We start from the raw sequence: 14,298 nt of genomic DNA, 5'->3' as shown, positions 1-14,298 counted from the left end.
TTGCCAGTTCCCGATTAGATATCCAGTACTTGAGGTTGCTGAGCAGCATGAGCATGCTCGGCGCCTGCGTAAACTTTCAGTTTACGGAACATGGCACGGCCCAGAGGCCCCTTCGGCAGCATACCTTTGACAGCAGCTTCGATTACCATTTCCGGCTTACGCTTGATCAGCTTGTCGAAGCTGATTGACTTGATACCACCCGGGAAACCGGAGTGAGAATGGTAGATTTTATCGGTAAATTTCTTACCGGTTACATGTACCTTCTCAGCGTTTACAACGATGATGTAATCACCGGTGTCAACGTGCGGAGTATATTCAGCTTTGTGCTTACCACGCAGACGAGAAGCGATCTCGGTTGCGATACGACCCAGAGTTTTACCCTCTGCGTCCACAATGTACCAGTCACGTTTTACGGTTTCTGGCTTGGCAACGAAAGTTTTCATTAAGTTAAACCCAATTACCTGTTACAGACCCAATTGCTTATGGGGGCTCTCCCACAAACAACAAACGATGGCCTACCTGTACCCCTTCGAATACAAGTAAAGCTTAAAGTGTCGCTGTCTTATCGACAGCTGTAACGTGGGCCGGGCGATTATAAGTGAAGTTGCCTTGAATATCACCTGCTAATTTCACTGCCATGAAGCTAGCAAATGTCGCCCGGCCCTACCTGCCGCAGATGCCCATCCGACTGGCAGGCGCGGTATTGTGACTAAGGAAGGTGCACTCTGGCAAGGTATTCGTGCGATTGCATTTCCTGAAGCCGTGAAAGACAACGTTTGAATTCGAAATTCAACAGCCCGTTCCCGTAGAGTTCTGTCATGGGGAGAGCCGCCGACATGATGAGTTTGACGTGCCGTTCATAGAACTCGTCCACCATGGCGATGAAGCGGCGAGCCGCGTCATCCGTGCCAGCCCCCATGGGTTGAACATTGGCAAGCAGCACAGTATGAAACAGGCGGGCCAGCTCTATATAGTCGCCCTGTGAGCGAGGAGTACAGCAAAGTTGCTCGAACTCCATGTACAGCACACCTTCCCCCATTCCCAGCGACGTCAATTGACGATGATTGATCTCGACACTGCCAGCGTTGACCTGCTCCAGACCCGTTAACTGTTGGAAATATCGGTCCAGATTGGATTTTGCCTGCTGATCCAGCGGAAAATGATATATCTCTGCCTGCTCCAGGGTACGCAAGCGATAGTCGATGCCACCATCCACGTTAAGTACCTCGCAATGACGCTCGATGAGCTCGATTGCTGGCAGAAAACGGGCTCGTTGCAGACCATTGCGATAAAGATCCTGTGGCGGGATGTTGGAGGTCGCCACCAGCACAACGCCATGACCAAACAGCTCCTGGAACAGAGTGCCAAGCAGCATGGCATCCGTGATGTCGGAGACAAAAAACTCATCGAAACAGATGACATCTGTCTCGCTGGCGAGCTTGCTGGCGATGAGCTTGAGCGGATCGGCCTGGCCGGTCAGCCCCCTGAGTTCGTCGTGCACCCTGTGCATGAAACGGTGGAAGTGGATACGCAGTTTTCGCGTCCTCGGCAGGCTCTCGAAAAAAGTATCCATCAGCCAGGTCTTGCCTCTGCCCACTCCGCCCCACATATATAGTCCGAGGACAGGCTCCTTGGCCTTGGGCTTTTGCAACCAGCCCAACAGGCCGCGGGATCTGGTCGGAGTCGGGCTTTGGCACAAATCCTGATAGAGTCGCTCCAGGCGGGTCACGGCCATCGCCTGAGCCGGGTCGGCCACAAAGCCGGGGCGCTGCAAATCCTGCTGATATTTTTGCTGCGGGGTCATCCTGTCAACCGCCTCCAAGTCCCTGAATGAAGGACAAAATGGTATCACGCTCTCGGGGTGCACGGTATAGTGCCATCAAGGCGTAGCGGCCATCCAGGCCGCCTCAACACACATTGATTTAGCTGTAACAAGGAGCATCTATGAGTCTGTTAAACGGGATCCTGCTGGCTGTCGCCGCCTTGATTATCGGTATCATCATCGGTCGCTTCACGGTGCGCAGCCGGGATGCCGGACGTCTGGAACAAGAGCTGAAAAAAGCGCACACGGAGCTGGAAAGCTACCAGGGCCAGATCAATACCCACTTTGCCGACAGCGCCGCCCTGATGGAGCAGTTGGCCGAGCAGTATCAAACCCTCTATCGCCACATGGCTGAGCAGAGCAAATTCCTGGCCAAGGCACAGGAACCGCTGTTCCGTGAAGCACTGCTTGAAGAAAGTGCCGATACTCCGGCCAACGAAGAACCGGGCATTCCGCCCCGTGACTATGCCGGCGCCTCCGGTCTGCTCAAGCAGTCCAGTTAGTTCCCCGCGGAACTAATTGCGCTGTGTTGTGGTCAGACCTTGACGATTGCATTGCAACTTTTTCTGGGAGCTGTTTTTCATATGCGTAAACCTCTTTCTGTGCTCAGTGTGCTAGCCCTCAGTGTCGGTATCGCCATGTCTGCGGCCCCTGTGCAGGCTGCACTGCCCTCTTTGCTGGCGAACAATCAGGAGATGCCGAGCCTGGCGCCGGTTCTCGAACAGGTCACGCCTGCCGTGGTCAATATCTCCGTCTCTGGCAAGAAAATCACTCGCCAGCGTCTACCGGAACAATTCCGCTTCTTCTTCGGCCCCAACATGCCTGATGAGCAGGTGAGCGAGCAGCCCTTCCAGGCGCTGGGCTCCGGCGTCATCATAGATGCCAAGAAGGGCTACGTGATCACCAACGCCCACGTCGTACACGAGGCGGACGAGATCAAGGTCAACCTGAAAGATGGTCGTGAATATGCGGCCAAGAAGATAGGCGAAGACAAACAGTCCGATATCGCCCTGCTGCAAATCAAGGCCGAGGATCTGGTGCAGATCAAATTTGCCGATTCAGACGAACTGAGGGTCGGCGACTATGCACTGGCCATCGGCAACCCGTTTGGCCTGGGCCAGACAGTCACCTCCGGCATCGTCAGCGCCCTGGGACGCAGTGGCCTCAACATCGAAAATCTGGAAAACTTCATCCAGACCGATGCGGCCATCAACTCCGGCAACTCGGGCGGCGCCCTGCTCAACCTGCGTGGTGAGCTGATCGGCATCAATACCGCCATTTTGGGCCCCAACGGTGGCAACATAGGTATCGGCTTTGCCATTCCGTCAAACATGGTGCGTGACCTGTCTGAGCAGATCGTCAAGTACGGTGAAGTTCGCCGTGGCCAGCTGGGGATCACGGGCTCTGAACTGACCTCGGATATCGCCAAAACCTTCGGTTACAACAAGAAGGATGGCGCCTTCGTCAACCAGGTCATGCCTGACTCCGCCGCTGCCAAGGCCGGTATCAAGCCTGGCGACATCATCGTCAGCATAGATGGCAAGGCAATCCGCTCGTTTGGCGAACTGCGAGCCAAGATAGCGACCATGGGTGCCGACAAGCAGGTCGCGCTGGGCCTCATCCGCGACGGCAAAGAAGAAACCGTCAAGGTCATGCTGAAGAAGGCCGATGACAGCGAGATCCTGGCCAGCGTCCTGCACCCTGCGCTGGAAGGGGCCAAGCTCAGCACCACCTCGGAGCCGGTGACAGGCGTAGCTGTCTCCGATATAGCGGCTCGCTCCCCTGCTGCGGCCTCCGGTCTGCAGAAAGGCGACATCATCATTGGCGTCAACCGCCTGCGAGTAAACTCGCTGGCCGAGCTGACCAAGGCATTGAAAAACAAGCCGGATGTGCTGGCGCTGAACATACAGCGCGGAGAGTCTTCTCTCTATCTGGTGATCCGTTAATAACCTCACACCCGCGGCCCTCGCCGCGGGTGATTTTTATCCACCGATAGTGTTATTCTCTGCCCGCTGCATGTACGGATGAGAATGACATGAAAATCCCACCTTTGATCAGTTACTTGGGCAAGTCTGTCGGCTTCGGTCTCACCGTGGCGGCTCTCCTGTTGCTGCTGTTTCCCGATTTCCGTGGCGGTGCCCAACTCCCCGGCATCATCACCAATGCCCGTGAACTGAGCTTCTCTTACGCTGCTCATAGAGCCGGCCCTGCCGTCGTCAATATCTACACCCGCAGTTTCTCCCGCAATCAGGGCAACCAGGCTGAACTCAGACCCCAGGGGCTGGGCTCGGGAGTCATCATGAACCAGCGCGGCCATGTGCTGACCAACTATCACGTCATCGCCGATGCGGACCAAATCATAGTCGCACTGCAGGATGGGCGGGTGTTCAGTGCCGAGCTGGTCGGCACCGATCAGTTAACCGATCTGGCGGTGCTCTACATAGAATCGGACAACCTGCCAGTGATCCCCCAGGATCCCGACAGGCAGCCGGATGTGGGGGACGTTGTGCTCGCCATCGGCAACCCTTACAACGTCGGCCAGACCATCACCCAGGGCATCATCAGTGCGACCGGTCGCCTTGGTCTCTCCAGCATGGGACCGGACGGCAACGGGCGGCAGGACCTGCTTCAAACCGATGCGGCCATCAACGAAGGCAACTCGGGGGGCGCCCTGGTCAATGGCCGCGGCGATCTGGTGGGCATCAACACGGCCGCCTATCACCTCAACGGCAATCAGGAGAGCTACGGCATCAGCTTCGCCATCCCTTACCGGTTGGCAAAACGGATCATGGATGAGCTGATCACCAACGGTCGTGTCATTCGCGGCTACCTCGGCATCTCCAGCGTTGAACTCAACCCCATAGTGGCGCGCATGATGAACCTTGGTGATTTGCGCGGACTGGTGATCGAGAGTCTGGATCCTGACGGCCCAGCTACCAAGGGCGGTCTGAAGCGGGGGGATGTGCTGCTCAAGATCAATGGGGAAGCGCTCAGCGGCGTGCGCTCCGCCATGGACAAGATTGTCGAGAGTCGTCCCGGCACCAAACTCACCATATCGGTGTTTCGTGATGGCAAGCCGCTGGAAGTGGAGGTCACCATAGAGGAAGACCTGCGCTACCAGCAGGGCAAGGTCAATACGAATGTCAGTGGCGCTACCGCCAGCTGACCCTCTTGTCTCTTCATATCACAAGGGCGGGTAACCGCCCTTTGTCATTTCTGCGGATCCTCGTTCCCCTCATACGTGAGACGACTCACAGTTTCAGCCTGTGCGGCTCTGGGGCTATCTGCCAGAGAAGTGCGCCATCGATCACACTAATCCAGCCCCGATAAGCTCCCTTTCCCCTGCTGGTACACAAAAATGGGCCTTTTAAGCCGCTTCGCACGGGAATTTCCGCTTCGAATCGGAAAAACGCTGCCTCCTCTGCACGCCCCTGCGGGCTTAGGGTAATCCCATACCTTCTGCCAGCCTTGGAGAGCAGACATTGCACACAGAGACTCATGACCAGAACCTGACCCCGGATAGCCCGGCGTTGCAGCACCAGACCGACCTGATCCTGGCTCGCATCCACACCCTGCTAGGCGATCAGGGCATACGTCCCAACGAGGTGCAAAAGCAGATGCTGGCCTCCCATGTCAAAGCCATGGTGTGGCGTTCTCATAGCGGGGAATCCCTGCCGGAGGTCGATCTCAGCCTGTTTGACGAGATCTCCCCCCTTTCCCTGCGACTGGCCGAACAGGTCGTCGCCTGGCTGGACAAGCTGGCCTATAAAGAGGCTCACCTCTTGTCCGTCCATTTCGAAGTCGCCAAAGCAAATGAACTCAGCTCAGTGCTGAATCAATAACAAAAGGAGATATCCAGATGTCAGCCATCAAACTCGTGATTGGAGATCGTCTCGGCAAGGGTCAGAAAGTGGGGGCAGGGGCAGAAGCCGCCGGCGCCAGCGTGACCGTGATACCCGGCATGGCCGCCGATATGAAGCTCGGTGATGTGATGAACAAGGAGCAGGCGGATCTCGGCATCTCCTTCTGTGGCAGCGGTGGCGCCGGTGCCATCACGGCCCAGACCAAGTACGGCTACAAGTGCCGCTACGGCATGCGCTCCGTCGAGGAGGGTGTCACTGCCATCAATGACGGCTGCGTGGTGCTGGGTTTTGGTTTCATGGACAAGGAAGAGCTTGGCCAGAAGCTGGTAGAAGCCTTCGTCAAGAAACACGGACGCGCCTGATGAAAGAGGACTTTACCACCCAGGTCATCGTCAGCGGCAAGGGGGCGACCCGTCAGCAGGCGTTCGCCGCCGCCCTCAGCCAGGTGCAGCACACTCTGCTCAAGGACAACCCGCGCGTCATGCTGCGGATCGAACCGGTCGAGGTGCAGGTGCTCAAGGCCGAGGAGTCGGTCCGGGTGGAGAAGTTCCTGTTCTTCTTCCTGCCGCGCCAGCGCCGTGAATTCCGCGTCCAGCTGGAGATCACGGTCAAGGTCACCAGCCTGGACGCCGACAAGGTGACGTTCACCCTGGTGTGACACCACCCGCAGCGACAACCCCACAAGAGGGATACATTGGATGTTTCTAATCATATTTATCAAGTCACTCATCATCGGCGGCCTGGTGGGCGTCGGTGTGGGGGCCGGCGCGGCGCGGATGTTTCACGCCCCGACCGTGCAGGGCATGGGCGCCTTCCGTACTCTGGGTGAGCTCAACTCATGCGAAGGGGATCCCGCCTCCCACTTCTCTTTCGGTCTGGGCTTCTTCTTCAACGCCTGGGCCTCGACCGTGGCAGCGGGTGCCTTCACCCAGGACGTGGATCACCGCATCCTGCCGAACTGGGGGGCGGCGGCCCTGATGATCCGCAACCGGGATCTCGCCAGCACTCTGCACGACCCGAAAAAGATGGCCATTGCCTGCGGCATCATTGGCGCCATAGTGGTGGCCTTCCTCAACAGCACGGCTGCCGCTGTACCCGCCGCCCTGCAGGTGACAGCGGTCAAGGTGCTGGTGCCTGCCGCCAACCTGCTGGTCAACACCGTCATGCCGGTGATCTTCTGGCTGGCCGCCATCGAAGCGGGCAAGAAGTCCGGTTTCTGGGCCACCATCTTCGGCGGTCTGGCGCAGCTCATCATGGGCAACGCAGTACCGGGCCTGGTGCTCGGCATCCTGATCGGCAAGGGGGTCGAAGAGAGCGGCTGGAACCATGTCACCAAGGTGATGATGAGTGCCATCGTCCTGCTGTTCGTGCTGAGCGGCTTCTTCCGCGGCTTTGACCTCAAGCTGATTGAATCCTTCCACATGGGTATTCCCCTGTGGCTGGAAAACGTCCATAACCTGCTTGCCAATAAATAAGGGGCCACACCATGGATGAGAAACTGAGAAACAACTTCTGGTACGCAGACTGGTCCTTCCCCATCTTCGTCGGCCTGCTGTCGGCCGGGGTCTTTGCCGGAACCCACATGTACTACCTGTACGGTGTCGGCGCCTTCAACGAGGTGGCCTTCGTCGCCATGCTGAAAGCCGGCATGGACACGGGTGCCTACGGCGCTGTGGCGGCCTTTGGCGCCAGCTTCCTGTTTGCCCGCATCATAGAGGGCTCCCTGGTGGGGATCCTGGACATAGGCGGCGCCATCCAGACCGGCGTCGGCCTGGGCGTGCCCGCACTGCTGCTGGGGGCCGGCATTCTCTATCCAGTGGAGAACTTCGGCGCCTCCCTGGTGACCGGCATGGTGATTGGTCTGGCGATTGGCTACATCATCATCCTGGCGCGCAAGTTCACCATCAACCAGAGCAACTCCACCTACGGTGCGGACGTCATGATGGGGGCTGGCAACAGCTCGGGCCGCTTCCTGGGCCCCCTGATCATCCTCTCTGCCATGGGTGCCTCCATCCCCATAGGACTGGGTTCCCTGCTGGGGGCACTGCTGTTCTATGTATGGAGCAAACCCATCACAGGGGGCGCCATCCTGGGCGCCATGCTGCTCGGTACCTTCTTCCCGGTCGCCCTAGCTTAATCACAGGCCGTCTCTCGGGCGGCATTTAAGAACCTGTTTGCGATCTGTCGCGAGAGGTCGTCAGCAAGGTGAAGAGCAACGCAGGAACCGGAGCGTATAGATATACGTGAGGATTCCGAGCAGCACATGAGCCTTGATCACGGCCTCGCAGTAAGAGCGCAAGCAGGTTCCAAGAGGGATATAAGCATGTACGACATGATCATCAGAGCGGGACGCCTGGGAAATGGCGAGCTCATCGATATCGCCATACAAAGCGGCAAGATAGCGGCCATCGGCCAGCTGCCAGCCCAAGCAGAAACGAGGCGGACCCTGGACCTCGCCGGTCGTATTCATGTGAGCGCAGGCTGGATCGACGGCCACACCCACTGCTACCCCGCCTCCCCCATCTATCATGATGAGCCGGACAAGGTAGGGGTGGAATCCGGCGTCACCACAGTCATTGACGCGGGCAGCACAGGCGCCGACGACGTGGATGACTTCCAGCGGCTGGCCTCGGGCTGCAAGACCCGGGTGCACGCCCTGCTCAACATCTCTCGCATCGGCCTGCTGCGCCAGAACGAGCTGGCGGACAGCCGAGATCTGGATGCCGCACTCGCGTCCGCCGCCATTGCCCGCCACCCCCACTTCATCGTCGGCATCAAGGCGCGCATGAGCGGCAGCGTGGTGGGCAAAAATGGCCTGCAACCACTGCGCATGGCCAAGGCGCTGCAACAGGCCCACGGCCAGCTGCCGCTGATGGTGCATGTAGGCAACACGCCACCGGATCTGGACGAGATAGTCGCCCTGCTGGGGGATGGCGACCTGCTGACCCACTGCTTCAACGGCAAACCCAACCGCATCCTGACCCCGGCTGGCGAGCTACGGGTTGCTGTGCGCGAGGCGATGAAACGGGGCATGTTGCTCGACATAGGCCACGGCGGCGCCAGCTTCAGCTTCGAGGTGGCGGAGCTTGCCATCCGTCAGGGGATACTGCCCCACACCATCAGCTCGGATATCTACTGCAAAAACCGCATCAAGGGACCCGTCTACAGCCTGGCCTACGTCATGTCCAAGTTTCTCACCATCGGCATGACGCTGGAGCAGGTGATTGCCTGCGTCACCGAACAGGCCGCCGATGCCTTGCGCCTGACCGGCAAGGGGCGGCTCGAGGTGGGCGCCGATGCCGATCTGACCCTGTTCGAACTGGCCAGCGGCCCGACCCTGTTTATGGATACCGAGGCACAGTCGCGCAGCGGCGACCTGCAACTGCTTCCCCTCGCCGCCCTGGTGGGCGGTGACCTGGTTCTGACTCACTATGGGAAATCACACCATGCTTTCTGTTTATGAGAAATATCAGCTCAAACCCGTGATCAACGCCTCCGGGCGCATGACCATTCTCGGCGTCTCCACCCCAGAGCAGGAGGTGGTCGATGCGGTCAACTTCGGCCTGGGCCACTACTTCGAGGTGAAGGATCTGGTCAACAAGACAGGCGCCTACCTGGCAGGCTTGCTGGATGTGGAAGATGCTGTGGTGGTCTCCTGCGCCAGCGCCGGCATAGCCCAGTCGGTGGCCGCCGTGATAGTGCGTGGCGACCCCTACCGGCTGGAGCAGCTGCACGCCCATGCCCACGGGATGCCGAGTGAAATCGTGCTGCCCAAGGGGCACAACGTCAACTTCGGCGCGCCGGTCGGCACCATGGTCAACCTGGGTGGCGGCAAGGTGGTGGAGGCCGGTTATGCCAACGAGTGCTCCCCTGCCCAGTTGGCCGCCGCCATCAATCCCAATACCGCAGCCATCCTCTACATCAAGTCTCATCACTGCGTGCAGAAGAGCATTCTGTCGGTGGCAGAAGCGGCAGAAGTGGCCAAGTCTCGCCAGCTGCCACTGATCGTCGATGCGGCAGCGGAAGAGGACCTGCGTCTCTATTACAACCAGGGGGCGGATCTGGTGATCTACAGTGGCGCCAAGGCCATCGAAGGGCCCACCAGCGGATTGGTGCTCGGCAAACGTCAGTATGTGGAGTGGGTCAAGCAGCAGGCCAACGGCATAGGCCGGGCCATGAAGGTGGGCAAGGAGGGGATCCTCGGCCTGACCCGCGCCATCGAGCGCTACCTGGAAAAAGAGAAGGAGAGCGGCGCCGCCATGGTCGCCAAGATGGCCCCCTTCATCGAGCGCCTCAACCAGCTTCCGGGCGTCAGCGCAAAAGTGGTATGGGACAGTGCGGGGCGCGACATAGCCCGCACCAATATCGCTTTTGACCACCAGCAGATCGGCATGACCACAGTCCAACTGGTGGCTCGACTGCAACAGGGCAACCCCGCTATCTACTGCCGTGGCTACAAGGCCAACGAAGGCCACATCGAGATCGACGTGCGCAGCGTCACCGCCCCCCAGCTCGACCAGATCCATGCCGCCATTGCCAACCTCGTTCAGGAGAATCGCTGATATCCCTAACTCCCAACGACTACCACAACCGTGTCTGCCTCAATGTATTAGCGGGTTCCAAACAGCATGCCGTCATTGAAGGCCATATCTAATTTCGGAGGATCACTGATGTCCCTAACTCCCAATTACTACCGCAACCGTGTCTGCCTCAACGTACTGGCAGGCTCCAAACAGAATGCTGTCGACATTTATGAGGCGGCCGAAGGCCATGTACTGGTCGGCGTGCTTTCCAAGAATTATCCAGATGTGCCCTCCGCCGTCGCCGACATGCGCGATTACGCGAAACTCATCGACAATGCTCTCTCCATCGGGCTGGGGGCGGGCGATCCACGCCAGTCCGCTATGGTGGCCGAGCTGGCCTGCCAGCTGCAGCCCCAACACGTCAATCAGGTCTTCACCGGGGTGGGTGCCAGCCGGGCGCTGTTGGGCCAGCCAGAGACGCTGGTCAATGGCCTCATTTCCCCCACCGGCACCCCCGGCATGGTGAAGATCTCCACCGGACCCCTCAGTGCCCAGCAACCGGACGGGATTGTGCCCATCGACACTGCCATCGCCCTGCTCAAGGACATGGGCGGCAGCTCGGTCAAGTTCTTCCCCATGGGAGGGCTGGAGTGTCGTGACGAGTATCAGGCGGTGGCCGAGGCCTGTGCTCGCCACGGCTTCTGGCTGGAGCCCACAGGTGGCATCGATCTAGACAACTTCGAAGAGATAGTGCGGATCGCACTGGACGCCGGGGTCGAAAAGGTGATCCCCCACGTCTACAGCTCCATCATCGACAGCGAGAGCGGACAGACCCGCCCCCAGGATGTACGCACCCTGCTCGCAACGGTGAAACGGCTGCTGGCGTGATGAAAGATGGCACCGGTCCGATCACTGGCCGGTGCCTGGCTTGTTAATGACCCGCTTGTTAACATCGACCCTTTATTTCGCGACAGGAGTCCCGTCCCCCCTCATGACCAAGCTGCCCCACCCCAGACTCCATCAACTGCTGACCCAGCTCCATGCCGAACCGCTGCCACAGGAGGAGCTGGCTCGCCGCCTCAATGTCTCCACCCGCACTGTGCGCACCGACGTGGCGACCCTCAACGAGCTGATTGCCACCCACGGCGCCCACCTGATCCACCAGCGTAGCAGCGGCTACCAGCTCAAGATTTACAATCAGGGGCTGTTTGATGAGTTGCTGGCGGCCCAGGAGCAGGAGAGCTGCCTGCCGCGCACCAGCCGCGAGCGGGTGCTGCACCTGCAGATCTTGCTGCTGACGGCGGAACAGGGGATCAAACTCGACGAGCTGGCGGATACCTGGTATCTGAGCCGGGCGGCGCTGCAGGGGGACATGGCGGAAGTGCGGGAGCGGCTCGCCCACTTTGGCTTGCTTATCGACAGCAAGCCACGGCTGGGCATGCGCATCCAGGGTGGCGAGATGGCGATCCGGGCCTGCCTCACCCAGCTGCTCTATCAGGAGCTGCTCCACAACAACCAGTTGCAGAGCCTGCTGCCCAACCTTTGCCCCAGCAAGACGCTGGAGGTAGTGGGCAATCACATCCATGCCCAGCTCAGCCGCCATCAGCTGCGCCTCGCCGACGAGAGCCTGCAGCAGCTCACCATCTACTGCGCCGTCGCCCTGCTGCGGCAGGCTGCGGGGCACGAGCTGCGCCAGTTTGCCAGCGAAGACATCACAGAGACGCTGGCCGCCGTAGCCAGTGACATTTATGCAGAGCTGCCGACCCTGATGCCACCGGGAGAGGAGGAGATCGCCTGCCTCGCCATCCAGATCCAGGCCCGCCTCACCGCCGACACGCCCAGGCTCAGCCCGGCCATGGCCGCCGAGAGCGAGCAGCTGGTCGAGCATCTGCTTGCCTATATCCAGCAGCACTATCCCTATGATCTGCGCGGCGACCTGCAGTTGCGAGCGGATCTGCAGACCCATATCAGCGCCATGCTGCTGCGGGTCAAATACCAGATCGGCAGCCACAATCCACTGGCGGATCACATCAAGCAGTACTATCCCCTCGCCTACGACATCACGCTGGCCGCCATTTCGGAGTGGATAAAACAGACCCCTTACCGGCTGACCCATCACGAAATTGGCTACCTGGTGATCCATATCGGGGTAGGGCTGGAGCGCCACTACGACATCGGCTACACCCGCCGTCCCCAGGCACTGCTGCTGTGCGATGCCGGCAACGCCACCTTCCGGGTGCTGGAGGCGCGCATCAAGCGGGAATATCCCCAGCTGCAACTGGCCAGCCTGGAGTCGGTGCGAGATTACGAGGGATTGACGCGGATAGAGCAGGATTTTGTCATCAGCACTGTCAAGGTGAGCGAGAAGAACGCACCCGTGGTGCAGGTGGCACCTTTCCCGACCCAGTATCAGCTGGAGCAGCTCGGCAAACTGGTGCTGATCGACCGCACCCGCCCCTACCTGCTCGACAAATACTTCGATGCCGACCACTTCATGGTGGTCAATGAGCCACTCAACCAGGCGCAGCTGTTTGGCCGCATCTGTGACCAGCTGGAGTCCGAGCAACTGGTGGAGCCGGGATTCAGGGGGTCACTGGAGGAGCGAGAGCGTATCGTCTCCACCATGCTGGGAGAGGGCATAGCCCTGCCCCACTCCCTCGGCCTGCTGGCCCGCCGCACCCTGGTCTATACAGTGCTGGCCCCTCAGGGGATCGACTGGGGCAATGGCGAGACCGCCACCCTCATCTTCGTGCTCGCCATCAGCAAGGCGGACTACGAAGAGGCGATGGGGCTCTACGATCTGTTTCTGGCGCTGATGAACGAAAAAGCCAGCAAGAATCTGCTGGCTTGTCGGGATTTTGCCAGCTTCAAGGGGCTGGCGCGCACCGGTTCCTGAACCCGGGCGGGGAGTGAGTCACTCCTCGTTGAAGCCGGAGGTGAACAGCGCCACCACGGCGGCCAGCGCCTCCACTTCTTCGGGGCCCTCCACCTGCACTTCCACCTGCTTGCCCTGGGCTGAATCCAGCATCAACAGGCCGATCACGCTGTCTGCATCGGCCTCGATGCCGTCCTCATTGCGCAGCAGCACGTGGGCATCGAAGCCCTGTACCAGCTCGAACAGCATCATGGCCGGTCTGGCATGCATACCCAGTTTGTTCTTCACTTCCACCGAGGCTGAGACGGTCATCTGATCTTCCTATTGGTCCATCAATGTTGCGGCGTACTTTTGTCGAGGGTGCGGTGGCGGATCTGGACGTTCTTGCCGAGCAAGCGGAACGCGCCAGCCAGCTGCTCTGCGATGAACACGGACCTGTGCTGGCCCCCAGTGCAACCAATTCCCACAGTGACATAGCTACGATTGTTGCGCTCCAGATGAGGCAACCAGGTCGCCAGCATGTTTTCAATCTGCAGGATGAACTGCATCACGTCTGGCTGGCTGGAAAGGTAGCGGGCCACAGGCTCGTCCTTGCCGGTAAAGGGTTTTAGCTCGGGGATCCAGTGTGGATTCGGCAGAAAGCGGGCGTCGAACACGAAGTCGGCGTCCTTGGGGATGCCGTACTTGAAGCCGAATGACTCGAACACCAGCACCAGCTCATTCTCTTTCTTGCCGAGCACCCGGGTCTTGATGAGCTCGCTCAGGTCATGAATGCTGAGGCTGGTGGTGTCGATACGCAAATCGGCAGTCGAGGAGAGCGGCGCCAGCAGATTGGTCTCTTCACGGATCGCCTCATCCAGTGAGAGCTGCTTGCGGGACAAGGGGTGCAGCCGGCGGCTCTCGCCGTAGCGCTTGAGCAGGGTGGAGTTCTCCGCATCGAAGAAGAAACTGGAAAATTCCACCCGGCCTTCATTGCGAACCTGGGCCAGCAGGGTCTCCAACTTGTCTGCGCTCACCGGCAGGTTGCGCACGTCGATACTGACCGCCAGCTTGTCATACTGGCTCTCGACCGACACGATCAACTGGGGCAGCAGGTTGACCGGCAGGTTATCCACACAGTAATAACCCAGATCCTCCAGCACGCGAAGGGCCACTGTCTTGCCCGAGCCGGATCGCCCACTTACCACTATTAATTGCATCTTGTTGCCTCACCGC

Annotated in this window: 16 protein-coding genes and 1 pseudogene; 13 read left to right on the top strand and 4 right to left on the bottom strand. The window is 59.5% G+C overall.

The window, feature by feature from the left end; translation table 11 throughout:
• Positions 1 to 14: 14 nt before the first annotated feature.
• Both rplM and zapE read right to left on the bottom strand, forming a co-directional pair.
• On the bottom strand, positions 15 to 443 hold the full coding sequence (gene rplM, locus GWQ31_RS17020) for a 50S ribosomal protein L13 (RefSeq protein ID WP_005314367.1): 429 nt from the start codon (positions 441 to 443) through the stop codon (positions 15 to 17).
• A 266-nt stretch (positions 444 to 709) separates the two neighbouring features.
• Positions 710 to 1,804, bottom strand: coding sequence for a cell division protein ZapE (gene zapE, locus GWQ31_RS17015; RefSeq protein ID WP_265420975.1), 1,095 nt, complete (start codon positions 1,802 to 1,804; stop codon positions 710 to 712).
• 140 nt (positions 1,805 to 1,944) lie between these two features.
• Here zapE and GWQ31_RS17010 point away from each other — a divergent pair, with 140 nt between their 5' ends.
• The 13 genes and pseudogenes from GWQ31_RS17010 to GWQ31_RS16950 all read left to right on the top strand — a co-directional run bounded on the left by GWQ31_RS17010 (position 1,945) and on the right by GWQ31_RS16950 (position 13,104).
• The gene (locus tag GWQ31_RS17010) at positions 1,945 to 2,325 is read left to right on the top strand and encodes a YhcB family protein (protein WP_021140223.1); all 381 of its coding nucleotides are present in this window, start codon (positions 1,945 to 1,947) and stop codon (positions 2,323 to 2,325) included.
• A gap of 81 nt (positions 2,326 to 2,406) precedes the next feature.
• A complete protein-coding gene (locus GWQ31_RS17005; RefSeq protein ID WP_005314377.1) occupies positions 2,407 to 3,768 on the top strand; it encodes a Do family serine endopeptidase in 1,362 nt (453 codons plus the stop codon).
• A gap of 89 nt (positions 3,769 to 3,857) precedes the next feature.
• Entirely contained in the window at positions 3,858 to 4,988 is a 1,131-nt protein-coding gene (gene degS, locus GWQ31_RS17000; protein WP_234593320.1) for an outer membrane-stress sensor serine endopeptidase DegS, read from the top strand.
• A 316-nt stretch (positions 4,989 to 5,304) separates the two neighbouring features.
• On the top strand, positions 5,305 to 5,664 hold the full coding sequence (locus GWQ31_RS16995) for a transcriptional regulator (RefSeq protein WP_275909873.1): 360 nt from the start codon (positions 5,305 to 5,307) through the stop codon (positions 5,662 to 5,664).
• A 17-nt stretch (positions 5,665 to 5,681) separates the two neighbouring features.
• Entirely contained in the window at positions 5,682 to 6,047 is a 366-nt protein-coding gene (locus GWQ31_RS16990) for an SFCGS family glycine-rich protein (protein WP_021140219.1), read from the top strand.
• Positions 6,047 to 6,343 (top strand): DUF4312 family protein, encoded by a 297-nt coding sequence (locus GWQ31_RS16985; protein WP_111588917.1) that lies wholly within the window; start codon positions 6,047 to 6,049, stop codon positions 6,341 to 6,343. The genes GWQ31_RS16990 and GWQ31_RS16985 overlap by 1 nt, the downstream gene beginning before the upstream one ends.
• Positions 6,344 to 6,383: 40 nt before the next feature.
• Complete coding sequence (locus tag GWQ31_RS16980; protein WP_005314394.1) at positions 6,384 to 7,160, top strand: DUF4311 domain-containing protein; 777 nt, start codon at positions 6,384 to 6,386, stop codon at positions 7,158 to 7,160.
• 11 nt (positions 7,161 to 7,171) lie between these two features.
• Positions 7,172 to 7,822 carry a DUF4310 family protein gene (locus GWQ31_RS16975; RefSeq protein WP_021140216.1) on the top strand — a complete coding sequence of 217 codons (651 nt, stop codon included), beginning with the start codon at positions 7,172 to 7,174 and terminating at the stop codon, positions 7,820 to 7,822.
• 186 nt (positions 7,823 to 8,008) lie between these two features.
• Positions 8,009 to 9,148 carry an amidohydrolase/deacetylase family metallohydrolase gene (locus GWQ31_RS16970; RefSeq protein ID WP_275909872.1) on the top strand — a complete coding sequence of 380 codons (1,140 nt, stop codon included), beginning with the start codon at positions 8,009 to 8,011 and terminating at the stop codon, positions 9,146 to 9,148.
• Positions 9,132 to 10,247: a DgaE family pyridoxal phosphate-dependent ammonia lyase gene (locus tag GWQ31_RS16965; protein WP_219597974.1), complete on the top strand. Its 1,116-nt coding sequence runs from the start codon at positions 9,132 to 9,134 to the stop codon at positions 10,245 to 10,247. The genes GWQ31_RS16970 and GWQ31_RS16965 overlap by 17 nt, the downstream gene beginning before the upstream one ends.
• A pseudogene (locus tag GWQ31_RS16960) lies at positions 10,247 to 10,321 on the top strand (2-dehydro-3-deoxyphosphooctonate aldolase); the annotation flags it as partial. The gene GWQ31_RS16965 and the pseudogene GWQ31_RS16960, both read left to right, overlap by 1 nt.
• 34 nt (positions 10,322 to 10,355) lie before the next feature.
• Positions 10,356 to 11,096 (top strand): KDGP aldolase family protein, encoded by a 741-nt coding sequence (locus GWQ31_RS16955; RefSeq protein ID WP_099994506.1) that lies wholly within the window; start codon positions 10,356 to 10,358, stop codon positions 11,094 to 11,096.
• Positions 11,097 to 11,199: 103 nt separating this feature from the next.
• Complete coding sequence (locus tag GWQ31_RS16950; RefSeq protein WP_275909871.1) at positions 11,200 to 13,104, top strand: PRD domain-containing protein; 1,905 nt, start codon at positions 11,200 to 11,202, stop codon at positions 13,102 to 13,104.
• A gap of 18 nt (positions 13,105 to 13,122) precedes the next feature.
• Here the strand turns inward: GWQ31_RS16950 and npr are convergent, their stop codons facing one another.
• Positions 13,123 to 13,395, bottom strand: a complete 273-nt coding sequence (gene npr, locus GWQ31_RS16945; protein WP_005314403.1) for a PTS phosphocarrier protein NPr — start codon at positions 13,393 to 13,395, stop codon at positions 13,123 to 13,125.
• Between the two features lie 20 nt (positions 13,396 to 13,415).
• Positions 13,416 to 14,282 carry an RNase adapter RapZ gene (gene rapZ, locus GWQ31_RS16940; protein WP_005314405.1) on the bottom strand — a complete coding sequence of 289 codons (867 nt, stop codon included), beginning with the start codon at positions 14,280 to 14,282 and terminating at the stop codon, positions 13,416 to 13,418.
• Between the last annotated feature and the right edge of the window lie 16 nt (positions 14,283 to 14,298).

It is taken from the genome of Aeromonas sp. 2MA4 (assembly GCF_029237305.1).
GTDB classification, from domain to species: Bacteria; Pseudomonadota; Gammaproteobacteria; order Enterobacterales; family Aeromonadaceae; genus Aeromonas; species Aeromonas salmonicida.
This window is presented reverse-complemented; position numbering and strand designations above follow the sequence as displayed.

Bases quoted from the DNA above. Each gene is read 5' to 3' on its own strand.
- rplM (WP_005314367.1), bottom strand. From the start codon at position 443: ATGAAAACTTTCGTTGCCAAGCCAGAAACCGTAAAACGTGACTGGTAC.
- zapE (WP_265420975.1), bottom strand. From the start codon at position 1,804: ATGACCCCGCAGCAAAAATATCAGCAGGATTTGCAGCGCCCCGGCTTT.
- GWQ31_RS17010 (WP_021140223.1), top strand. From the start codon at position 1,945: ATGAGTCTGTTAAACGGGATCCTGCTGGCTGTCGCCGCCTTGATTATC.
- GWQ31_RS17005 (WP_005314377.1), top strand. From the start codon at position 2,407: ATGCGTAAACCTCTTTCTGTGCTCAGTGTGCTAGCCCTCAGTGTCGGT.
- degS (WP_234593320.1), top strand. From the start codon at position 3,858: ATGAAAATCCCACCTTTGATCAGTTACTTGGGCAAGTCTGTCGGCTTC.
- GWQ31_RS16990 (WP_021140219.1), top strand. From the start codon at position 5,682: ATGTCAGCCATCAAACTCGTGATTGGAGATCGTCTCGGCAAGGGTCAG.
- GWQ31_RS16985 (WP_111588917.1), top strand. From the start codon at position 6,047: ATGAAAGAGGACTTTACCACCCAGGTCATCGTCAGCGGCAAGGGGGCG.
- GWQ31_RS16980 (WP_005314394.1), top strand. From the start codon at position 6,384: ATGTTTCTAATCATATTTATCAAGTCACTCATCATCGGCGGCCTGGTG.
- GWQ31_RS16975 (WP_021140216.1), top strand. From the start codon at position 7,172: ATGGATGAGAAACTGAGAAACAACTTCTGGTACGCAGACTGGTCCTTC.
- GWQ31_RS16970 (WP_275909872.1), top strand. From the start codon at position 8,009: ATGTACGACATGATCATCAGAGCGGGACGCCTGGGAAATGGCGAGCTC.
- GWQ31_RS16965 (WP_219597974.1), top strand. From the start codon at position 9,132: ATGCTTTCTGTTTATGAGAAATATCAGCTCAAACCCGTGATCAACGCC.
- GWQ31_RS16955 (WP_099994506.1), top strand. From the start codon at position 10,356: ATGTCCCTAACTCCCAATTACTACCGCAACCGTGTCTGCCTCAACGTA.
- GWQ31_RS16950 (WP_275909871.1), top strand. From the start codon at position 11,200: ATGACCAAGCTGCCCCACCCCAGACTCCATCAACTGCTGACCCAGCTC.
- npr (WP_005314403.1), bottom strand. From the start codon at position 13,395: ATGACCGTCTCAGCCTCGGTGGAAGTGAAGAACAAACTGGGTATGCAT.
- rapZ (WP_005314405.1), bottom strand. From the start codon at position 14,282: ATGCAATTAATAGTGGTAAGTGGGCGATCCGGCTCGGGCAAGACAGTG.